The sequence below is a fragment of the Novosphingobium sp. genome (genome assembly GCF_032093395.1).
In the GTDB taxonomy this organism is placed as follows: domain Bacteria; phylum Pseudomonadota; class Alphaproteobacteria; order Sphingomonadales; family Sphingomonadaceae; genus Novosphingobium.
Genome location: NZ_DAMDBA010000087.1, coordinates 1 through 20240, shown reverse-complemented (window position 1 = coordinate 20240; position 20240 = coordinate 1). Strand labels below are relative to the sequence as shown.

Genomic DNA, 20240 nt, shown 5'->3' with positions numbered 1-20240 from the left:
AGAAGACGCGCAGGCTTTAGGGTGGCTTGTGCCATCCTGCAATGCCGACGTGCGATAAGCCCACATCGACTCGCCAATTCGCTGACTGCCGTTCCGTGGCCAAGCCGTCGCAAGGCCGGGGGTGGGGCGTCGGCAAGGAAGCACGAATTTTGACAAGACCGGCCTCTCTGCACTAGCAGCGCCGGGAAAGCGCGGCTCGTGATTCCCGCTCCCTGGCGGGTTTCGGAGAGGCCTATGCGCCCTGAAATCAAGGTTTCTTAATAAGATGGCTGGTCTGCCTTACATCGTCGGTAACTGGAAAATGAACGGCACGCGTGCGATGCTCAACGAGGCGCGCGCGATCGACCGGGCCGCTGCACGCTTTCCGAAGGTGCAGGTGGCGGTCGCGCCGCCGGCGACGCTGCTCTACCGCATTCGCGATGCCGTCGAGCTGATCGGCGTGGGCGGACAGGATTGCCGCGCCGAAGACAGCGGCGCCTTCACCGGCGACATCTCCGCCCCGATGCTGAAGGATGCGGGCGCCGATTTCACGATCGTCGGCCATTCCGAGCGACGCACCCTTCATAGTGAAAGCGACGCGGACGTGAAAGCCAAGGGCGAGGCTGCGCTGTCGGCGGGCCTGGCGGTGATTCTCTGCGTTGGCGAAACCGAGGCGCAGCGGGATGCGGGCGACGCCGAAGCCGTGGTCGCCGCGCAGATCGAGGGATCGTGCCCTGCGGTGGACGGTGCCCCCGAGAAGCTCTCGGTCGCCTATGAGCCGGTATGGGCGATCGGCACCGGCCGCGTGCCTTCGATCGAGGACGTGGCCGCGATGCATGCGGCGATCCGTGCGACGCTCGTTGCCATTTACGGCGAGGGCGGGGCCGACGTGCGCATTCTCTATGGTGGCTCGGTCAAGGCCGATAATGCCGGCGAATTGCTTGCCGTGCCCGAAGTGGGCGGCGCGCTGGTCGGCGGCGCGAGCCTCAGCGCCGAGAGCTTCCTGGCGATCGTCGGTGCCGCAGCTTCGCTGGGCAACGACTGAGATCGTAATTCCGAGGGCTTGCGGCTTTGCGCGCGGCATTCGGCTGATGACTTGCGCGACGGGCGGTGAGCGCCTATCTGCGCGGCTTGAGATGCGGGCGTTCGGCCCAGAGAAGACTGAGAAAAACGCAAGATGCTGTTCACCTTTCTGACCGTTGTCCAGGCGATCGTCGCGCTGCTGCTCGTCGTCGTCATTCTGATGCAGAAGTCGGAAGGCGGCGGCCTTGGCGTGGGCGGCGGCAATCCCTCGGGTCTGATGTCGGCACGCGGCGCGGCCAACTTCATGACCCGTGCAACCGGCGTTCTTGCGGCTGTCTTCGTGATTCTTTCGATCGTGCTTGCGGCGCTGGCGGTCAATACGACCACCGGCCGCGATATCGATACCTCCCTTCAGCGCGAGACGGCTCCGGCCGCACCCGCGCAGCCGGCCGATCCGCTGGCCGGAGCAGCGGCACCGTCTGCTGCACCGGCGAATGGCGCCAGCCCGGCTCCGGCCAACGGCGGTTCGGCTCCGGCCGGCAGCGCCCCGGCCAATGATCCGCTTTCGGGTGCTGCCGGCCAGTAAAACGGCTATAGCGGCAGGGTTCAACCCGGCGCATCATCGTAACAGGAATGCCGTCTGGCTCTGGCAGGCGGCATTTCATTTGTTTTGACCTGTGGATTGAGGCACAGCGCTCTTGCGCTCGTGCCCCCATGCAATTTAAGGGCCGACTCCCATGGCGCGGCATATTTTTATCACCGGCGGCGTGGTTTCCTCGCTCGGCAAAGGTCTCATGGCGGCGAGCCTCGCGGCTCTCCTGCAAGCACGCGGTTACCGCGTGCGCATCCGCAAGTTCGATCCCTATCTGAACGTCGATCCGGGCACGATGAGCCCGTATCAGCATGGCGAAGTCTACGTCACCGACGACGGTGCCGAGACCGACCTCGATCTGGGTCACTACGAGCGCTATACCGGCGTATCGGCTCGTCAGGCGGACAACATCACCTCGGGCCGCATCTATCAGGACATCATCGCCAAGGAGCGCCGCGGCGACTACCTGGGCGCCACCGTTCAGGTGATCCCGCACGTCACGGACGCGATCAAGGACTTCGCGATGACGGAGACCGAGGATCTCGACTTCGTGCTCTGCGAGGTCGGCGGCACGGTCGGCGATATCGAGGGCCTGCCCTTCGTCGAGGCCCTGCGCCAGATGCGCAACGAACTCGGCCGTGAGCAGACCTGCTTCGTCCATGTCACGCTGGTGCCCTACATCGCGGCGGCCGGCGAGCTGAAGACCAAGCCGACGCAGCACTCGGTGCGCGAACTCACTGGACTCGGCATCCAGCCGGACATCCTGCTGTGTCGTTGCGACCGCGAGCTTCCCGAGAGCGAGCGCCGCAAGATCGCGCTGTTCTGCAACGTCCGTCCGCAGGCCGTCATCCCCGCGCTGGACGCGCCGAACATCTACGCGGTGCCGCTCCAGTATCACCAGGAAGGCCTCGATGCCGAAGTGCTCCACCACTTCGGCATGGCGTCGCAGGCGCCCGACCTCGCTCGCTGGAACGACATTACCGATCGTTTCGAGCATCCGGAAGGCGAAGTGACCATCGGTGTGGTCGGCAAGTATGTCGGCCTTCAGGACGCCTACAAGTCGCTGAACGAAGCGCTCGTCCATGGCGGCATGGCCAACCGCGTCAAGGTCAACGTGAACTGGATCGACGCCGAGATCTTCGAGAAGGAAGATTCGGAGATCGCCGCCGCGCTCGAGCCGATGCATGGCATCCTGGTTCCGGGCGGCTTCGGCGAGCGCGGCACCGAAGGCAAGATCGCCTCGGTCCGTTTTGCCCGTGAGCGGGAAGTGCCGTTCTTCGGCATCTGCCTCGGCATGCAGATGGCCTGCATCGAAGGCGCGCGCTCTGCCGGGATCGAGAAGGCCAACTCCACCGAGTTCGGCCCTACCGAGGAACCGGTGGTGGGTATCATCACCGAGTGGATGGGCAAGGACGGCCTGGAGAAGCGTGCCGAAGGCGGCGACCTGGGCGGTACGATGCGCCTCGGCGCCTATACGGCCGAGCTTTCGCCAAACAGCCATATCGCCGCGATCTATGGCAGCACGCAGATCTCGGAGCGTCACCGTCACCGTTACGAAGTGAATGCGTCCTATCGCGAGACGCTGGAAGGCGATGGCCTGATCTTCTCCGGCATGTCGCCTGACGGTCTGCTTCCGGAAATCGTCGAACGCCCGGATCATCCGTTCTTCGTCGGCGTGCAGTTCCACCCGGAATACAAATCGAGGCCGTTCGAGCCGCACCCGCTGTTCGCCGGGTTCATCGCCGCCGCGCTGCGGCAGGCGCGACTGGTCTGACCGTTACGTCATTTTTTTCGAAAGGGCGGGCTCGGAAGAGCCCGCCCTTTTTCGTTCCGATCAGGCGAGAAGCGAAAGCAGCAGGGTGATCGTGCCGATCGACAATAGGGTCGAGACGAGGATTACCCTTGCCGTCAGGCTACCTTCCCGGCGGTGAAATTCCGCCAGCATGAAAGGGCCCGTTCCGGTGGGAAGCGCCGCCAGCAGCACCGCTGCATTGCGCAGCGGCTTTGCAAGCGGAAAGACCCAGATAGCCAGAGCCAGCGTCAGAGCCGGATAGGCGAAGAGCTTGAGGATTACGAGCAAGGCCGCTTTTCCGGTGCTACCGGCTTCGACCTCTCTTGGCTCAGCCAGGAACATGCCCAAGCACACCAGGGCGCAGGGGCTGGCGGCCGAACCCAGGAGCTTGAGGAAGGCGTCGAGCGGGGCAGCAACGCCTATGCCGCTCCACATCACGGCGAAGCCCAGAAGCGGCGCCAGCACCAGCGGATTGCGAAACAGGGCCTGGGCTACCCGCAGTGCGACTACCATCGGTCGGGCGCTGGACTGGTTGCCAAATTCGATCAGCACGATCGCAACGGCAAAGAGCATGCACACGGTGTTGATCGTAGCGATCAGCGTCAGCGTCTGCGAACTCGGTCCAAGGGTCGCCAGGAGGAGCGGGAATCCCAGAAAAGCGGTGTTGGAATAGGCACCGTTCAATCCATGGATCGCGGCATCGCCGATGTCTCTACCGGCCAGCCGGCTTGCGGCGACGATTGCGGCGAAGAAGAAGAACGTGCTGAGACTGAACACGGCCACGAAGTCAGGCTGCCACAAGTCCGCCGCCTTTGCCTTGGCAACGATGTCGAACAGCAGCGCGGGCAGGGCGAGATAGACCACGAAGCGGTTCAGTTCGGTGGTCGACTGCGGACTGAAGATACCGATCCTGCGGGCCAGCCAGCCAACGAAGGTCAAGGCGAAGATCGGGAGGACGATCGACAGGATCGAGATCATGAGGAACGGGCAGCCCACAAGGTTGCAAAGCTCGCGGCTTAGGCAATGTCTTCAGGCTGTCCAACGCTCTTTTGCGTGCGCCCGGTGCGGTGCGCGCAATCGGTGTCAGGAAGGCGCATATGGAAAGGGCGGCCCGGAAATCCGGACCGCCCGCATATATCAATTCATCGGCGCGATGAGGGGCGCGATCAGGCGGCGGCCGAGGCGTCTCCGGCGGCGCCATCGACAACCGTCAGCGTATTGCCGCCGATGGCGATCTTCTTGGGCTTCATCGCCTCGGGCACTTCGCGCACCAGATCGATAACCAGAAGGCCATCGGCCAGATCGGCGCCATCGACGCGGACATAATCCGCCAGTTCGAAGCGGCGCTCGAAACCGCGCTGGGCGATCCCGACATGGAGCATTTCGCCGTCCGCCTGCTCATCGGGCTTATGCCCCTTGACCACCAGCAGGTTGGCCTGCGCGGTTATGTCGATGTCGGCCGGCTTGAAGCCTGCCACGGCCAAGGTGATGCGATAGGCATCGGGGCCGCGACGCTCGATGTTGAAAGGGGGGTACTTGTCGCCCGGATTAGCGCGACCCTGGTTTTCGATCATGTCGAAAAGACGGTCGAAGCCGACCATGGTACGGCGATAGGGCGAGAAATCGATGCGGTTCATGACAAAAATCCTCCAATGAGCAATCTTCGTTTCGTCGAGGCCCGGACCGTCCGGCGCCTCGTTTTCAAGCCATGCCCTTGGCGGGCCATGACTTGAATCCCTAGATATGATAGCCGACCCCGGTTTCAAGGTCCGCACGCGCGCCTGCCGATAGCGGGGCTGATAGCGGGCCCGATAGCGGGAAAGTGGCTCCGGTCGCCAAAAGGAAAAGGAAGAGTTCGATGAGTCAGCCCAAGGTCGAGATCTATACCAAGTGGGGGTGCCCCTACTGTGTCATGGCCAAGTCGCTCCTGGACGAAAAGGGCGTGGCATATGAGGAATACGACATCACGACGGGTGGTCCCAAGCGCGAGGAGATGCTCGAGCGAGTTCCCGGAGCGCGCACGGTTCCTCAGGTCTTGGTAGACGGAACGCCTTATGGCGGTTTCGACGATATCAACGCCCTGAACCGCGCGGGCAAACTCGACCCCGTTCTGGGGCTCTGATCGCTATGGGCCGCGCCGCGCTGTTTCAGATGACTTCCGGGATTTCGCCGCAGGACAATGCCGCAGCGCTGGTTTCCGCCATTGGCGCGGCCAAGTCGGCAGGCGCGGCCATGCTGTTCACGCCGGAAATGTCGGGGCTGATCGATCGCAAGCGCGAGCGCGCAGCGCCGAACATCGTTCCGGAATCCGAGGACCGGGTTCTTGCCGCAGTGCGCGAGGCGGCTGCACGCGAGGGCATCTGGGTGCATCTGGGCTCGCTGGCGGTGCGGCCGCCGGCTTCTCAGCACGATGCACGCTTTGCCAACCGCGCCTTCGTGATCGACGATACCGGCGAAGTTCGCGCCCGCTACGACAAGATCCACATGTTCGACGTGGATTTGGCGACTGGCGAGACGTGGCGCGAATCCAATGCCTACGCGCCCGGCGATCGCGTGGTGACCATCGAAACCCCGCTGGGCCTGCTGGGGCTGGCAATCTGTTACGACATACGGTTTCCGGCGCTATTCGAAGCGCTCGGGCGGGCCAGGTGCGACCTGATCGCGGCGCCCGCGGCCTTCACCGTGCCGACCGGGACGGCGCATTGGCATCTGATGCAGCGCGCCCGCGCCGTCGAAGCCAGCGCTTTCGTGCTCAGTGCGGCGCAAGTCGGTCGGCACGAAGATGGCCGCGAAACCTACGGGCATTCGCTGGCCGTCGATCCCTGGGGCGAGATACTCCTCGATCTGGGGGGCGAAAGAGCGGGCCTGGGCTTCGTCGAGATCGATCCCGCGCGCATCGCCGAAGTACGCGCGCAGTTGCCCAGTCTTGCCAACCGCCGTGATATCGCCAAATAGCCGCCGATGCCCATTGTCTTTGATCTCGAATGCCGTTCCGCGCAGCACCGTTTCGAGGGCTGGTTCAAGTCCTCGGACGACTACGCCCGTCAATTGGAGCGCGGCCTGGTCGCTTGCCCCCAGTGCGGTTCGGCGGATGTCTGCAAGGCGGTGCAGGCACCACGCCTCGGGCTCAAGGGCAATCAACGTGCGGAACCGGTCAGGGCTGGAGTGCCCGTTCCTGCGGCCCAGCGCGCCGAGGATGCGCCTGCCGCTCCGGTCGAGCTTCCGCCACAGGCTGTGGAAGTGCTTCAGAAGCTTGCCGTCATGCAAGCGGAGGCGTTGAAATCCAGCCGCTTCGTCGGTGACAGTTTCGCGGATGACGCAAGGGCGATGCATTACGGGGAGCAGGACAGCGAATCCATCCACGGCCGCGCGACCGTCCAGCAGGCCAAGGAACTTATCGAGGAAGGTATCGCCGTCGCGCCCCTGCCGTTTCCGGTACTTCCGCCGGAACAGGCCAATTGAACGGTCCCATCGAACGCCTCATCGAACACGTTGCCAAGCCCGGCGCGCCAAGCTAGGAGGCGCTTCGAGTGCGCCCGTAGCTCAGCCGGATAGAGCACCAGATTCCTAATCTGGGGGCCATGGGTTCGAAGCCCGTCGGGCGCACCACTTCCCCTGATCTTATATTGTCCGCAAACCTGGGCCTGTTATCGGCACGGATTCCGGGCAAAAGAATGCCCGCGAAATCGCGGGCATTCCTGGTTCGCATTTCGGCCGAATAGGCTCAGGCGAATTTTTCCTTGAGGTCGTAGAGAGCGATGGCGGCCTTGGCTGCTTCGCCGCCCTTGTCCTTCTGCGCGGGTTCTGCGCGGACGAGCGCCTGGTCTTCGTTTTCGACCGTCAGGATGCCGTTGCCGATGGGGATGCCATCCATGGTCAGGGCCATGATTCCGCGCGCCGATTCGCCGGCGACGATCTCGAAATGATAGGTCTCGCCGCGGATGACGACGCCGATCGCCACGTAGCCATCGTAGTCTCCCGTGGCATCCGCGAGCGAAATCGCGGCCGGGATCTCCAGCGCGCCGGGCACGGTGATGACGTCTGCCTGGTGGCCGGCCGCCTTCAGCGCGGCCTTGGCACCGGCGATCAGCTTGTCATTGAGATGGTCGTAAAAGCGGGCTTCGACGATGAGAAAACGGGCCATGTCAGTTCGCTCCTTCGGGGGCGGTGATGGGGCGTTCGCCGGCGATGTTGAGGCCATAGCCTTCCAGCGCGACGAGCGAGTGATGCGTATTGGTGAGCAGGATCATGTCGTGGATGCCGAGTTCGGCCAGGATCTGGGCTCCCACGCCGTAGTCGCGCAGTTCTTCGATGTCCGGCATTTCACCGGCGCGGATCTGCTGCTTGATATCCATGACGCGCGACATCAGCTGGTTGATCTGGCGATTGATCACCACGATCACGCCCGCGCCTTCCTCGGCGATCATTTCCATCGAGCGGTGGAGAAGTTCGCCCCGCTCGGTCGATTCCTCGCCGAAGACATCGGTGAACATCGACAGGGTATGCATACGCACGAGCGTGGGCTTGGCGGGATCGATCCGTCCCTTGATCAAGGCCATCGTCTCTTCGCCGGTCGCCTTGTTGAAGTAGCTGCGCGCCAGCCACTGACCGCCGAAGCGGCTCTGGAACGTAATCTCGTTCTTCTTCTCGACCATGCGGTCATGGCGGCGGCGATAGGCGATAAGGTCGCGGATCGTGCCGATCTTGAGATCGTGGATGCGGGCAAAGGCGATCAGGTCGTCCATACGCGCCATGGTGCCGTCGTCCTTCATGATCTCGCAGATCACACCCGAAGGGTTGAGGCCGGCAAGGCGAGAAATGTCGACGGCCGCCTCGGTATGGCCGGTGCGTACCAGCACGCCGCCGTCGCGTGCGCGCAGCGGGAATACGTGGCCGGGGGTGACGATGTCGGCCTTGGTCTTCGTGCCGTCGATGGCGACCGAGATGGTGCGCGCGCGGTCTGCGGCGGAAATGCCGGTGGTCACGCCTTCGCGGGCCTCGATCGAGATCGTGAACGCGGTCTCGTGACGCGTGCCGTTGTGCTGGCTCATCAGGTCGAGCCCGAGTTCCTGAACCCGCTGGCTGGTCAGCGTCAGGCAGATCAGCCCGCGACCATGCGTGGCCATGAAGTTGATGGCTTGCGGCGTGGCCATCTGCGCGGGAATCACGAGATCGCCCTCGTTCTCGCGATCCTCGTCATCGACGAGGATGAACATGCGACCGTTGCGGGCCTCGTCGATGATCTCCTCGATCGGGACGAGCACCGGGCGGTCGTCGTTCGACAGGAGGAAGCGTTCGAGCTTCGTCAGCGTCTCGGCCGTGGGGTTCCAATCGAGTTCGGTACAGTCGCGGAGCGTATTGGCGTGAAGTCCGGCCGCGCGGGCAAGGCCAGCCTTGCTCATGCCGCCTTCGTTCACGAGCCTGCGGACCTGTTCGATCACATTCCCAGCCATAGCGATAAATCCATTCTCACATTTCGATGTGATCGCCATATGCTCCGATCACATTGAAATTCAAGAGCCTTTGAATAGCGGCTTGCGCTTTTCCAGGAAGGCATCGACGGCCTCGGCGTGATCCTCGGTGGCATGAGCGGCAGACTGCATCGCGGCGGCCATCTCCAGCAGCGTGGCAAGGTCGCTGCGTCGTCCTTCCCACAACAGCCGCTTCGTCATGCGGACCGCATGCGAGGGATTGGCGGCGATCCGGCGGGCGAGGGCGCGGGCTTCGGGCATGAGCTGGTCATCGGCGACCACCTTGGATACCAGGCCGCAGGCCAGTGCCTCGGCAGCGTCGATCATGTCGCCGGTAAGCGCCATTTCGGCCGCTTTCGACCAGCCCACCACGCGCGGAAGCAGCCAGGAGCCGCCATCGCCCGCGATCAGGCCGATCTTCACGAAACTTTCGGCAAACCGCGCGCTTTCTCCCGCGATGCGCAAGTCGCACATGCAGGTAAGGTCGCAGCCGGCGCCCACCGCAGCGCCGTTGACGGCGGCAATCACCGGAACTTCGAGGGCCGCGAAGGCCAGCGGCAGGCGCTGGATGCCGCGCTTGTAGTTGAGCCGTGTGCGCACCGGCATTCCGCCGTTGACGTTGCCGCCCGGCTTCATCTCGTTGATGTTTCCGCCGGAAGAGAAGCCCTTTCCGGCGCCGGTCAGGATCGCCACACGCGCTGCGGGATCTTCCTCAAGCCGGGCGAGGGCATCGAGCAAGGCATCGATTACCGCAGGGTCGGAAATGGGATTGCGCATTCCCGGACGGTTGAGGGTGAGCGTGACGATGCCGTCCCCGTCGATCTCGTACAGTACTGCGTCATCCATGCGTGCTCTCCTTTACCGTCGTTGCGCGTCTCTTAGCAGGTTGACGCATAGGGAAAAGGGCCGGGCGGCGATGCCGTCCGACCCTTCGTCCGATTGCTTGTGAGACGTCGCCTCAGGCGGGCTGCTTGCTCATCATCCGTGATATATCGACCTGTCCGGTCGCCAGCCCGCCCATGAAACCGCCGTCGACCGGCATGACGATGCCGTTCACGACGCCCGCAAGGCGCGAGTTGATCAGCACCAGCGGACCGGCCTGTTCCTCGGGCGTTGTGTAGCGACCGAGAGGTTCGGCTGCCGCATCGACCACGTCCTTGCCCGAGGTGGCATGGAAAGTGGCCATCATCGGTGTCTGGGTGGGAGAGGGAAGGGAGCAATTGATGCGAATGCCCTTCTTGATGAGCTGCGCACCCATGAACTGGGTCCAGACGATCACGGCTTCCTTCGAGAAGGCATAGCCTTCGGCAACTTGATCCGGATTGGCTTCGCACCAGGCAAGGCCGGCCTCGAAGCCCTGCGTCGCCAGAAGCTGCATGTGAACCGGGATCCGGCGGCTCCAGCCGAGGCCACCGGTCGATGCGATCGAGACGATGGCCGCGCCTTCGCCCATCAACGGAACGACAGTATCGGTGAGATGACGCGTTCCCAGGAAATTCACCTTCATGACGTCGATAGCGGGGAACCCGCCGCCGCCGGGCAGGCCCGCGCAGTTGAACAGGGCATCCACCTTGCCGCCCACTTTCGCCACGGCGCTTTCGATCGTGGCGGGATCGCGCAAGTCGATCTGCGTGAAGGAGGCCATCGGCACGGCGCTTTCCTTGAAATCGAAGCCATGCACTTCGGCGCCAAGATCGACGAGCAACCGCGCCGTCGCCTCGCCCATGCCCGAATAGCAGCCGCTGACGATAACGCGCTTGCCTCTGTATCCCAGAATATCGCTCATCTTCCTGCTTCCTCTCCTGCGGGCGATGGGTTGCGGAACGCGCCCAGGCGGGCAGGATCCGCTGGCCGGTCGCAAGCACCGGCCTCGCGCTTGTTTCGCCGAGTAGCTAGTCCCAGAGCCCCCCCGTCTTCAACCGTCTCAAAGGGTGATCGCCGCCGCGATGCAGGCTTCTTGCCAATCCAAAGGGAACGCTCGAAAAGGTAGAATGAAAAGCGACAGACCGGAAGGCGATAAGGCCAGCGAGCCCCCGCGGATCGATCCCGAAATTCTGGCCGCTGTGCTGGGGCAGGTGCGCGCGGCGCTTGCCCGGCATCGACGCAGGCCCGTCGTCATCGGTCTCTGCGGCGCGCAGGGATCGGGAAAGTCGACCTTGGCAGCCGCACTGGCGGAAGCCCTGTCGCGTGAGGGCTTGCCGGCGGCGACGCTTTCGCTCGACGATATCTATCTCACTCGGGACGAGAGAATGGCGCTGGCGCGGGATGTCCATCCGTTGCTGGCCACGCGCGGCGTGCCGGGAACGCATGATATCTCACTGGGATTGGAGGTTCTCGACGATCTGGAAAGCGGTCTGCCGGTCGCTCTTCCGCGCTTCGACAAGGCCCGCGACGAGCGCGTTGCCGAGCGGGACTGGCCGATCGTCGATCCGGGGTGCGAGGTCGTGCTGCTGGAGGGCTGGTGCCTCGGCGCCTTGCCGCAGCCGCCCGGCGATCTCCTGCAACCGGTAAACGCCCTGGAGGCGGAAGCGGACGCGGACGCTCACTGGCGAAGCTTCGTCAATGATACGCTCGGCGATGCCTATCAGCGCCTGTTCGCCCGGATAGACCGGCTCGTCCTTCTGGCTGCGCCCGGTTTCGAGGTGGTACAGGGTTGGAGGGCGGAGCAGGAGCGGGGTCTCGTACTGGGCGATGAAGGCGCGCGGCGAATGGATGACGATGAAATTGCTCGCTTCGTCGCCCACTACGAAAGGCTGACTCGCTGGATTCTGAAGGAAATGCCCGCGCGCGCCGATCTGGTCATCAGGCTGGATGACCAACGCCGGCCGCTGCAATCCACATCCTAGTCCGCCTGACGACGGACCTGTTCCGCGCGGCGACGCTTGTGGCGTTCGAGTTCGGAAGCCGACGGAACGCGATTGTCGATAAGGTCGGCGAGAACCGCGCCGCGTTCGCCGGCAGGAAGCGTCGGGCCGATCGTGGTGTCGCAGAAGGTCTGGCGCTCGATCTCGGCATTGACAAGCGCGCCTAGGAGCACGCCGTAAGCGGAAAGGTAGAGCCACATAAGGAACACGACGATCGCGGAGAGCGACCCGTAGGTGGCATTGTAGTCGCTGATGTAAGCCACGTAGAGCGAGAACCCGAACGAGACCGCGATCCAGAGCAGCGTCGCGAGCAGGGAGCCAGGCGCGAGCCAGCGCCATTTGGCCGGGCTGCGATCGGGGCCGTAGCGCATGATCAGCGCGAAGCCGACGCTGCCGAGCACCACTGCGGCCACCCAGGTCAACCATTTGAACAGTATCGCGGTGGCATCTCCCAGAAAGACGCTGGTCTGGGTCTGAAGCCACGCGAAGACGCCGCCGGAAAGCACCCCGGTAAGGGCGATGAACACGGCAGACACGGTAAGGCCCACCGCACGCAGCGTGAGCGAGATGGTGCCGCGCGTCTCGCGTTCCTCGTTGATGATGTTGAGCGCGCTCATCATTCCGTTCGCCGCGCGCATCCCACCGAAAATGGCAAAGAACAGCGCTATGAGAAGCGCGAAGCCGGTAACGCCGCGACTGGTCGTGACGATCTGGACAAGTTGCTGTTCCAGCATGCGGGAAACTTCCGGCGGGACGACCTCGACGATGCTCTGCATCTGCGAATGCACGCTGTCGACATTGCCGAACAGGCCGTAGATCATCACCGTCGCGCCGATAAGCGGCGTCAGCGCGAGGAAGCAATAGAATGCCAGACCCGCCGAGAGCAGCCCCAGTTCGTGGAAGCCGCTCATGACATAGACGCGCTTCAGGATCTTCCACCAGGCACGGCCAGGGATTTGCCAAGGCGCATTTGCATCCGTTCCCGGCTGTTTCGGCACGGACTGTGTCGACATCTCCACCTTGGCGGTTGACGTCGCGGTTCGTTCGTCAGATTTCATCTCTTACCCACTTGCGGCAGGGAACTTTCGCTGTTGCAATGCGATAGGGTATTCCACGAGGGGGCCTGTTGCCCATTCTCGACAGGGGGTGTTACATCGCGCTGCTCATGCCTTGGCTAATCGATCAGAAGCCGGCTTGTTCCCTTTCGCTGCGCGACGGTGCGGGACTTGCCACTCTTTCCCTTCTCCTCGCGTTTTCCGCAGCGCCTGCACTGGCGCAGGGCGGGAACGCAGGAGGCGCTGTGTCGCAACCCGCAGGGTCTGCGCCCGCAAGTGCGCCAGTTGCCGTGCCTGACGATGATCAGGTGCAGGCCGGCAAGCTTGCGGTGCCGCTGCCGCCTGCCGATGTCGCGTTGCCGGATGTGAAACCGGTCATTCCGGACGACGAGTTCAACGAGGCCATACCGAAGCTCGATTCGCAGGACGATCCGGAGCTCGACAAGCCACTGGAATCGATCGATGCGTTCGAGCGCCGCATGGCCAGCGAGCAGACCGATGCGAAGCCGCAGGAAGGTCAGGCGCCGCCCTTGGGCGATCCGGCGCTTGCGGATGGCGACGCGCAGGAACTGATCGGCGATGCACCTGTCCGTGACGCGGAGCTGACCGCTCCGTTGCCGCCGATCGACCAGTTCGAGGTTACGCCTGTCCAGTTCGCGGAACAGGACAAGGCAGATACCAAGGACGTCGAGATCGCATACCAGACCCGGATCGATGGGTTGGATAGTGCCGACGGCGAAACGGAATCCGATCTGAGCGACGAATTCCGGGCCCATTCCGCCTTGAAGAAGGGGGATGGCAAGGCCGCCAACCTCGCCATGGTCAATGCCCGCCTGACCGAGGACGCAACCTTGATGCAGACGGTGCTGGCCTCGGAAGGCTGGTATTCGCCCATCGTGACCACCCGTGTCGAGAGGTCTGCCGAGGGTACCGAAGGCGCCCCGCTGGTGGCCGTGATCAAGGTGGCGCCGGGCAAGCGCTATTCGTTCTCGGACATCGTCGTGAAGGCCGACCCCACGGTTCCAACCGACCTTATCTCTCGCAACCTGGCGCTCAAGGTCGGTGAGCCGATCGTTGCGGAGCGCGTGCAGGGGGCCGAAGCGCAAGTCGCGCTGGCCCTGCCGGAGAACGGCTATGCCTTCGCCAAAGTGGGTGACCGCGACATCCTGCTGGATGAGGACAGCGGCGAAGGCGTCTATACCCTGCCGATCGACGTGGGGCCGCGCGGCCGGTTCGGCGGCTTCACGACGGCCGGAGACCTGGCGTTCGATGCCGATCACATCGGCGTGCTCGCCCGCTTCAAGCGCGGTCAGCTCTACGACAGCCGCAAGGTGGACGATCTGCGCAAGGCGCTTGTCGCCACCAGCCTGTTCTCGACGGTTTCGGTAGAGCCGCGCAAGACCGGCGAAGCAGCTGCGGACGATACCGAGTACGTCACTCTCCACGTCCAACAGGACGCCGGCCCCCCGCGCACGATCGCGGGATCGGTGGGCTATGCGACGGGCGAGGGCATTACCGCGCAGGCGACCTGGACCCATCGCAACATGTTTCCGCCGGAAGGCGCCCTGATTGCCAGGGCGGTTGCCGGCACGCGTCAGCAGGGGGCGGGCGTCACGTTCCGGCGCTCCAACGCCGGCAAGCGCGATCGTACTTTCGAAGTGGTAGCCGAGGCGTTTCATAACGACTACGACGCCTACAGCGCCTACACCGGACGCATTGCGGCGCGTGTCGCAAGGGATTCGACGCCGATCTGGCAAAAGAAATATACTTACGCTTTCGGCGTTGAAATGCTGGCCACCGCCGAAACCGATTACAACCGCGACACCGGCGACCGCGACCGCAAGCTCTATTACGTGGCCGGCGTCAACGGCCAGATCGGGCTCGACCAGAGCGACAGCCTGCTCGATCCCACCAAGGGCTACCGCGTTACGGCCCTGGTCCAGCCGGAAGCGACGGTACGCAACGGCTTCGACCCCTACGTCCGCGCGCGGGTGGATGCATCGGCCTATTATCCGGTGACGGACAGCCTCGTTCTTGCCGGCCGCGTGCGTTTCGGCACGATCCAGGGAGCCGGGCTGTTCGACATCGCGCCTTCGCGCAGGCTCTACGCGGGCGGCGGCGGTTCGGTGCGCGGCTATGCCTATCAGGCGCTCGGCGAACAGGCTCCGGACGGCACGGCCGTCGGCGGCCGCAGCCTTAACGAAGGATCCGTCGAGGCGCGCTATCGCTTCGGCAACTATGGCATCGTGGCCTTCGTGGACGCCGGTCAGGCTTATCGCGAGACCATGCCGCAATTCAACAACTTGCGGTATGGTGTCGGTATCGGCGGTCGCTTCTACACGAACTTCGGTCCGGTCCGTCTCGACGTCGCGACGCCGGTCAATCGCCAGCCCGGCGAATCCCGCTTCAATCTTTATGTTTCGATCGGACAGGCTTTCTGATGTCGGATGATGACACCCTGAATCCGGCCCCCGATTCCGAGAATGGCGCCCCTGAGAACAGCTCGGAGGTTGCTGCGTCCAAGCCCTCGCTCTGGCGCCGCGTGCGGATTCGCCTGCTCAAGACCGTGGTGGGTCTGGTGCTGGGCGTCGTCGTGCTGGTGGCGGCCGTCATCTTCGGCATCGACACCGGTCCGGGCCATCGTTTCGTGGCTGAACAGATCGCCGGACTGCAGTTCGAGAACGGAATGCGCATCAAGGTGGGCCGCATCGAGGGCTCGCTCTACAGAAAAATGACGCTTCGCAACCTGTCCGTGAGCGATCCCCAGGGCGAGTTCCTGTTCTCGCCCGAGATCGACGTGGACTGGCGGCCCTTCGCTTATTTGAGCAATCACGTGGACGTGCGCAGCGCTACCGCCCAGCGGATGATCCTGCGCCGGGTGCCCAAGTTCAAGCCGACCCCGCCCAGCGACGCCCCGCTTTTGCCGGACATCGACATCGACGTCGGCCGGTTGAAGATCGACCGCTTCATCGCGGAACCGCCGGTTTCCGGCAATCGACGCATCGTCACGATCGACGGAAAGGCCCATATTTCAGACGGCCGCGCGCAAGTATCGGCAAAGGGCGGTACGATCGCCATCGAGGGCAAAGAAGGTGGGGACCGCTTCGATCTGCTGCTCGATGCCGTGCCTGCCAGGAACCGTCTCGCCATCGACGTCGATCTGGATGCGCCGACCGGTGGCGTCATCGCCGCCTTGGCCGGTTTCAAGCAGCCGCTTCGGCTCAAGCTCGGCGGCAAGGGCGATTGGAAAGCCTGGAACGGCCAGTTCGACGCTCGTCTGGGCGAAGAGGATCTCGCCGATCTTGCGCTTTCGGCTCGCAACGGCACCTTTACGGTAAAGGGCCCCACCCGGATCGCTCGCCTCGTGACCGGGCCGACCGCCAGCCTGCTGGGGCCGATCACCAATCTCGATATCACGGCTGCGCTGGACCAGCGCCGTGCCACGGTGACCGGCCGCGTCTGGAGCGATGCCTTCACCCTGACGCCGAACGGCGTCGTCGATCTTTCGAGCAACAGTTTCGATGACCTTAAGCTGGATTTCGCACTGCTGAAACCGGCCGCCATCGCTCCGAACCTGAGCGGAGCGGGCCTTACCGCATCGCTCGCGCTCGATGGAGCCTTCTCCACGCCGAAGGTTGCCTATCGCATCAACGCCGCCCGCGTGGTGATGAACGACATGGGGCTCGAACGGCTGACCGCAAGCGGCGCGGCGCGGGTCGATGCGGACAGGATCCTGATTCCGGTGTCCGCGCGCGTGCAGCGGATCACCGGCCTGGACACGGTGGCAGGCGGAAGCCTGGCGAATGTCAGGCTGGACGGCGACCTCGCGATCGACGGCACCCGCGTCCTGTCCGACAACATGCGCCTGCGGTCCGACCGGATCGACGCCGGCCTGATCCTCGTGGCCGATCTGGCCAAGGGCTTCTACACAGGCGCGATCGACGGGAAGATCGACAACTACCGGCTGGATAGCGTCGGCATCTTCAACATCCGCACCAATATGGACCTCAAGAGCGAAGGCGGCGGTTTCGCTCTGGACGGCACTGTCCGAGCGCGCTCGACCAAGCTGCTCAACGAAAGTCTCCAGACGTATCTTGGCGGCAATTTCGCGGCTTCGTCGCGCGTCCATTATGGGCCCGATGGCGTCGTTCGCCTGTCCTCCATTCAGCTCAACGCGCCGGAACTGAAAGTCAGCGGCGGGCAGGGGAGCTGGTCGCCCAATGGACGCATTTCGCTCGCAGCGCGTGGCAGTTCCAATCGCTACGGCGCCATCGGCGTTCGGGTGACAGGGACGATCGCCAATCCAGACGCGCACGTCACGGCTGAACGACCGGGACTGGGCATCGGCCTGGCAAACCTCGACGCACGGATAACGGGCGCGCGCGGCGGCTATCGCTTCGACATGACCGGCGATACCGACTACGGTCCGCTGAAGGCGGATGTATCGTTGGGTCTGGGTTCGCAGATCTCGGTGGACATAAACAGTGCCAACCTGGCAGGCGTCGATTTCGCCGGACGCATGGTTCAGACCAAGGCCGGGCCGTTCGCCGGGCAACTGACCGCCAACGGCAATGGCATCGGCGGAGCGCTCAAGCTCGATGCCGAAGGCAAATACCAGGCCGTGGATTTCAACTTGCGTGCCAAGGATGCGGTGTTCCCCGGCGCGGCGAAGCTTGCCATCGGATCGGCGATCATCGACGGCCGCGCGGTGCTTTACGACAAGCCCAGCGTCGTCGCGGACGCACAGTTGGCGGGGACCTCCTTTGGCGCTCTGGATATCGCGGCGGCCCGCGTGCTCGTCGATTATCGCGACGGACGTGGCAAGGCCAAGGGCCTGATCGAAGGTGTCAGCGGTGTTCCGTTCCGTGTCGGCTTGAATGCCGATCTCACCCCGGAAGTTTGGCGGGTCGCCCTGGAGGGTCGCGTGCGCGGACTCGCACTGAAAACCCAGTCCCCGGCCCGCATCGTTCCCAAGGATGGCGGCTACGAACTATTGCCTACCACGATCGCTTTCGGATCGGGGACGGCCAAAGTCGCCGGAACTTACGGTGAGGGCATGAAAATCCAGAGCCGGCTCGAGAACGTCGACGTCGCTCTCGTCAACGCTTTCGTTCCCGGTTACGGCCTGGGTGGCAAGGCCAGCGGCAGCTTCGACTTCGAGCAGCCAAGCTCCACCGCTTTCCCGCGCGCAGATGCCCGCATAAGCCTATCGAACTTCACCCGCACCAGCTCCAGCACGGTCAGTCAGCCGGTGGATATCAACTTCGTGGGCAAGCTGCTTCCCGACGGCGGCGAGGCACGAGCGGTGTTCCGAAAGCAGGGCAGCGTGATCGGCCGCCTGGTCGCCAGCCTGCGGCCTCTGCCTCCGGGCGAAGGCGCGTGGACCACGCGCCTTCTGCAAGCACCGCTGGGTGGCGGCATCCGCTATAACGGCCCGGCAGACACGCTGTTCTCCTTCGCGGGGCAACCGGGCCAGACGCTCACCGGATCGGTGGGGATGGCCGCCGATTTCTCGTGCCGCGTATCGGATCCGTGCATCACCGGGTTGGTCAAGGGCAAGGATCTGACTTACGAGTACCAGGCCTATGGCACCCGGCTCACCAACATGACGCTTGACGGCAAGTTCAGCGGAAACTCCTTCGAGCTGACCTCGCTCAATGCCAATGCCGGTAGCGGGACCGTAAGCGCGAATGGACGGCTGAGCCTTGCCGCCGATGCAGGCTACCCGATGAATCTCAACGTCAAATTGGACAATGCCCGCCTGGCGCGCAGCAATTCGCTGTCAGCAAGCGCGACTGGCTCGCTCAATCTTGTCAAGAATGCCGGGGAATCGGCCCTTCTGTCAGGCGAACTGCGCCTGCCGGAGACCCGTTACGAGATCGTGCGTCAGGGCGCAGTGGATGTACCGCATCTGACCGGGGTGCGTTTCAAGCCACGCTCGGGCCCAACCCGCGTGACGGGTGACGAACCGGCACCACAGATCACCAGCGCCTTCTCCTCGGTCAGGCTGGACCTTCACCTGAGGGCTCCCGAGAAGCTCTATGTCTCGGGCATGGGCCTGGAATCCGAATGGAGTGCCGATTTCCGCCTCAGCGGAACGAGTTCGGCACCGAGCATGGCAGGCGAGGTGAAGCTGGTGCGCGGCACGCTGGGCTTCGCAGGGAAGTCCTTCGAGCTTTCCGATGGCCTGATCTCGTTCAACGGAGGGCAGACGATCGACCCGACGGTGGCGATCACCGCAACGGAATCGATCGAGGACGTGGAAGTCACCGTCGCCGTCAGCGGCCGTGCCTTCAACCCGCAGATCGAGTTCAAGTCGGTGCCGAGCCTGCCGCAGGACGAAGTGCTCTCGCGCATCCTCTTCGGCAGTTCGATCGAGAACCTTTCCGCGATCCAGGCCGTCCAGTTGGCGACATCGCTTAACTCGCTGCGCGCGACGGGCGGCGGAATCAATCCGCTCGGCAAGCTGCGCTCGGCAGCGGGGATCGATCGCCTTCGCATCCTCAGCCCCGACGAAGCAAGCGGACGAGGCACCGCGCTCGCGGCAGGCCAGTACCTGACCGACGACATCTACGTCGAGCTGATCACCGATGCGCGCGGCTTCACCGCCACCCAGCTGGAAGTAAGCGTGACCAGGTGGCTGTCGGTACTCAGCCAGGCCGGCGGCTCGGGCGTCAACAGCCTCAACATCCGGATCAAGAAGGATTATTGATGTGGCGCATTCTCATCGTGATGGGGGGCGTCGCATCGCTTGCCGCCTGTCACAAGGAGCCGACCTTCGACGAGCGGTATGACACCGCGCGCGAAACGATCGGTCAGCGGGCCAAGGAGATCGATGCACAAATCTCCGGCACGCCGCCCGCAGAGGCGGACGGGCGGGGTGCGCGCTGACATGCTTCTGCAAGGCAACCTCGGGTTTACTTCTCGTCGCTAGGACATCGACTCCGAGGATGACTTCGGGACGATCACGAGGAGCTAAGATGCAGGTGCGGGACGATTGCGGCAGACTATCCCCGCGTCACGTCGTGCTGCTTCGCGCGCGCTGCCGCAAGTCGAGTTGGCACGTCATCGGGGTGGAGCTTTCCGACATATCGGAAGGCGGCTGTTGCATCGTCGGCATTTCCGAGGAATTCGTGGCCAACCAGCGGGTGTCGCTGCGCCTCGCCAACTTCAAGGCGGTGGAGGCGGAAGTGCGTTGGAGCCAGGGCGACCGCGCCGGTTTGGCGTTCCTCGCGCCGCTTTCCAGGGCGCAGATAGAGCAACTGGCGCAGCTTTATGGGATCCCCGACAAGCGCCAGTTCGAACGTCCGGCCCTTGGCGCGGAACCCTGACGCCGTCTGTTACGGTCTGGTCTGCCTTTTCAGGATAGCCGGCAGGCCATGCAGGATGATCGTCGAAATGGAGGAAGGGTGGTGGACGCACTTGGGCTCGAACCAAGGACCCGCTGATTAAGAGTCAGCTGCT

Annotated in this window: 18 protein-coding genes and 1 tRNA gene; 12 read left to right on the top strand and 7 right to left on the bottom strand. The window is 63.9% G+C overall.

Annotated elements, in window-relative coordinates; translation table 11 throughout:
• The first annotated feature begins 265 nt into the window (after positions 1-265).
• The 3 genes from tpiA to RT424_RS20785 all read left to right on the top strand — a co-directional run bounded on the left by tpiA (position 266) and on the right by RT424_RS20785 (position 3368).
• Positions 266-1024 (top strand): triose-phosphate isomerase, encoded by a 759-nt coding sequence (tpiA, locus tag RT424_RS20795; RefSeq protein WP_313442139.1) that lies wholly within the window; start codon positions 266-268, stop codon positions 1022-1024.
• A 135-nt stretch (positions 1025-1159) separates the two neighbouring features.
• On the top strand, positions 1160-1588 hold the full coding sequence (gene secG / locus RT424_RS20790) for a preprotein translocase subunit SecG (RefSeq protein WP_313442143.1): 429 nt from the start codon (positions 1160-1162) through the stop codon (positions 1586-1588).
• Between the two features lie 151 nt (positions 1589-1739).
• The gene (locus RT424_RS20785) at positions 1740-3368 is read left to right on the top strand and encodes a CTP synthase (protein WP_313442137.1); all 1629 of its coding nucleotides are present in this window, start codon (positions 1740-1742) and stop codon (positions 3366-3368) included.
• Positions 3369-3428: 60 nt separating this feature from the next.
• Here the strand turns inward: RT424_RS20785 and RT424_RS20780 are convergent, their stop codons facing one another.
• Together RT424_RS20780 and RT424_RS20775 are read right to left on the bottom strand one after the other, a co-directional pair.
• Positions 3429-4364: an AEC family transporter gene (locus tag RT424_RS20780; protein WP_313442135.1), complete on the bottom strand. Its 936-nt coding sequence runs from the start codon at positions 4362-4364 to the stop codon at positions 3429-3431.
• A 188-nt stretch (positions 4365-4552) separates the two neighbouring features.
• Positions 4553-5023: an Hsp20 family protein gene (locus tag RT424_RS20775; RefSeq protein ID WP_313442133.1), complete on the bottom strand. Its 471-nt coding sequence runs from the start codon at positions 5021-5023 to the stop codon at positions 4553-4555.
• A 221-nt stretch (positions 5024-5244) separates the two neighbouring features.
• Here RT424_RS20775 and grxC point away from each other — a divergent pair, with 221 nt between their 5' ends.
• The 4 genes from grxC to RT424_RS20755 all read left to right on the top strand — a co-directional run bounded on the left by grxC (position 5245) and on the right by RT424_RS20755 (position 6995).
• Positions 5245-5508, top strand: coding sequence for a glutaredoxin 3 (gene grxC, locus RT424_RS20770; RefSeq protein ID WP_313442131.1), 264 nt, complete (start codon positions 5245-5247; stop codon positions 5506-5508).
• A gap of 5 nt (positions 5509-5513) precedes the next feature.
• Positions 5514-6341: a carbon-nitrogen hydrolase family protein gene (locus tag RT424_RS20765; RefSeq protein ID WP_313442124.1), complete on the top strand. Its 828-nt coding sequence runs from the start codon at positions 5514-5516 to the stop codon at positions 6339-6341.
• A gap of 6 nt (positions 6342-6347) precedes the next feature.
• Positions 6348-6848 (top strand): DUF1178 family protein, encoded by a 501-nt coding sequence (locus tag RT424_RS20760; RefSeq protein WP_313442122.1) that lies wholly within the window; start codon positions 6348-6350, stop codon positions 6846-6848.
• A 70-nt stretch (positions 6849-6918) separates the two neighbouring features.
• Positions 6919-6995, top strand: a tRNA-Arg gene (locus RT424_RS20755).
• 115 nt (positions 6996-7110) lie between these two features.
• On the opposite strand, the gene ribH is transcribed toward RT424_RS20755, so the two are convergent.
• From ribH to RT424_RS20735, 4 genes are all read right to left on the bottom strand, one after another.
• Positions 7111-7530 (bottom strand): 6,7-dimethyl-8-ribityllumazine synthase, encoded by a 420-nt coding sequence (ribH, locus tag RT424_RS20750; RefSeq protein ID WP_313442120.1) that lies wholly within the window; start codon positions 7528-7530, stop codon positions 7111-7113.
• Between the two features lies 1 nt (position 7531).
• Positions 7532-8839, bottom strand: a complete 1308-nt coding sequence (gene ribB, locus RT424_RS20745) for a 3,4-dihydroxy-2-butanone-4-phosphate synthase (protein WP_313442118.1) — start codon at positions 8837-8839, stop codon at positions 7532-7534.
• Positions 8840-8899: 60 nt separating this feature from the next.
• Positions 8900-9703 (bottom strand): crotonase/enoyl-CoA hydratase family protein, encoded by an 804-nt coding sequence (locus RT424_RS20740; RefSeq protein WP_313442116.1) that lies wholly within the window; start codon positions 9701-9703, stop codon positions 8900-8902.
• Positions 9704-9815: 112 nt separating this feature from the next.
• Positions 9816-10643, bottom strand: coding sequence for a coniferyl-alcohol dehydrogenase (locus RT424_RS20735; protein ID WP_313442113.1), 828 nt, complete (start codon positions 10641-10643; stop codon positions 9816-9818).
• Positions 10644-10848: 205 nt separating this feature from the next.
• Here RT424_RS20735 and RT424_RS20730 point away from each other — a divergent pair, with 205 nt between their 5' ends.
• Entirely contained in the window at positions 10849-11703 is an 855-nt protein-coding gene (locus RT424_RS20730; RefSeq protein WP_313442111.1) for a kinase, read from the top strand.
• On the opposite strand, the gene RT424_RS20725 is transcribed toward RT424_RS20730, so the two are convergent.
• A complete protein-coding gene (locus tag RT424_RS20725) occupies positions 11700-12734 on the bottom strand; it encodes a YihY/virulence factor BrkB family protein (RefSeq protein ID WP_313442109.1) in 1035 nt (344 codons plus the stop codon). The genes RT424_RS20730 and RT424_RS20725 overlap by 4 nt on opposite strands.
• A gap of 152 nt (positions 12735-12886) precedes the next feature.
• Between RT424_RS20725 and RT424_RS20720 the strand changes: the two genes are divergently transcribed.
• From RT424_RS20720 to RT424_RS20705, 4 genes are all read left to right on the top strand, one after another.
• The gene (locus RT424_RS20720; protein ID WP_313442141.1) at positions 12887-15217 is read left to right on the top strand and encodes a BamA/TamA family outer membrane protein; all 2331 of its coding nucleotides are present in this window, start codon (positions 12887-12889) and stop codon (positions 15215-15217) included.
• Positions 15217-19488, top strand: coding sequence for a translocation/assembly module TamB domain-containing protein (locus RT424_RS20715; protein WP_313442107.1), 4272 nt, complete (start codon positions 15217-15219; stop codon positions 19486-19488). Before RT424_RS20720 ends, RT424_RS20715 begins: the two co-directional genes overlap by 1 nt.
• A complete protein-coding gene (locus tag RT424_RS20710) occupies positions 19488-19667 on the top strand; it encodes a hypothetical protein (protein ID WP_313442105.1) in 180 nt (59 codons plus the stop codon). Before RT424_RS20715 ends, RT424_RS20710 begins: the two co-directional genes overlap by 1 nt.
• Before the next feature lie 89 nt (positions 19668-19756).
• A complete protein-coding gene (locus tag RT424_RS20705; protein WP_313442104.1) occupies positions 19757-20107 on the top strand; it encodes a PilZ domain-containing protein in 351 nt (116 codons plus the stop codon).
• Positions 20108-20240 lie beyond the last annotated feature (133 nt).

What these genes read in the sequence shown, in the direction of transcription:
- RT424_RS20760 (WP_313442122.1), top strand. Translation starts at nt 6,348, where the DNA reads ATGCCCATTGTCTTTGATCTCGAATGCCGTTCCGCGCAGCACCGTTTC.
- RT424_RS20715 (WP_313442107.1), top strand. Translation starts at nt 15,217, where the DNA reads ATGTCGGATGATGACACCCTGAATCCGGCCCCCGATTCCGAGAATGGC.
- RT424_RS20725 (WP_313442109.1), bottom strand. Translation starts at nt 12,734, where the DNA reads ATGTCGACACAGTCCGTGCCGAAACAGCCGGGAACGGATGCAAATGCG.
- RT424_RS20780 (WP_313442135.1), bottom strand. Translation starts at nt 4,364, where the DNA reads ATGATCTCGATCCTGTCGATCGTCCTCCCGATCTTCGCCTTGACCTTC.
- RT424_RS20705 (WP_313442104.1), top strand. Translation starts at nt 19,757, where the DNA reads ATGCAGGTGCGGGACGATTGCGGCAGACTATCCCCGCGTCACGTCGTG.
- RT424_RS20785 (WP_313442137.1), top strand. Translation starts at nt 1,740, where the DNA reads ATGGCGCGGCATATTTTTATCACCGGCGGCGTGGTTTCCTCGCTCGGC.
- tpiA (WP_313442139.1), top strand. Translation starts at nt 266, where the DNA reads ATGGCTGGTCTGCCTTACATCGTCGGTAACTGGAAAATGAACGGCACG.
- ribB (WP_313442118.1), bottom strand. Translation starts at nt 8,839, where the DNA reads ATGGCTGGGAATGTGATCGAACAGGTCCGCAGGCTCGTGAACGAAGGC.
- ribH (WP_313442120.1), bottom strand. Translation starts at nt 7,530, where the DNA reads ATGGCCCGTTTTCTCATCGTCGAAGCCCGCTTTTACGACCATCTCAAT.
- RT424_RS20720 (WP_313442141.1), top strand. Translation starts at nt 12,887, where the DNA reads ATGCCTTGGCTAATCGATCAGAAGCCGGCTTGTTCCCTTTCGCTGCGC.
- RT424_RS20775 (WP_313442133.1), bottom strand. Translation starts at nt 5,023, where the DNA reads ATGAACCGCATCGATTTCTCGCCCTATCGCCGTACCATGGTCGGCTTC.
- RT424_RS20765 (WP_313442124.1), top strand. Translation starts at nt 5,514, where the DNA reads ATGGGCCGCGCCGCGCTGTTTCAGATGACTTCCGGGATTTCGCCGCAG.
- RT424_RS20735 (WP_313442113.1), bottom strand. Translation starts at nt 10,643, where the DNA reads ATGAGCGATATTCTGGGATACAGAGGCAAGCGCGTTATCGTCAGCGGC.
- grxC (WP_313442131.1), top strand. Translation starts at nt 5,245, where the DNA reads ATGAGTCAGCCCAAGGTCGAGATCTATACCAAGTGGGGGTGCCCCTAC.
- RT424_RS20730 (WP_313442111.1), top strand. Translation starts at nt 10,849, where the DNA reads ATGAAAAGCGACAGACCGGAAGGCGATAAGGCCAGCGAGCCCCCGCGG.
- RT424_RS20710 (WP_313442105.1), top strand. Translation starts at nt 19,488, where the DNA reads ATGTGGCGCATTCTCATCGTGATGGGGGGCGTCGCATCGCTTGCCGCC.
- RT424_RS20740 (WP_313442116.1), bottom strand. Translation starts at nt 9,703, where the DNA reads ATGGATGACGCAGTACTGTACGAGATCGACGGGGACGGCATCGTCACG.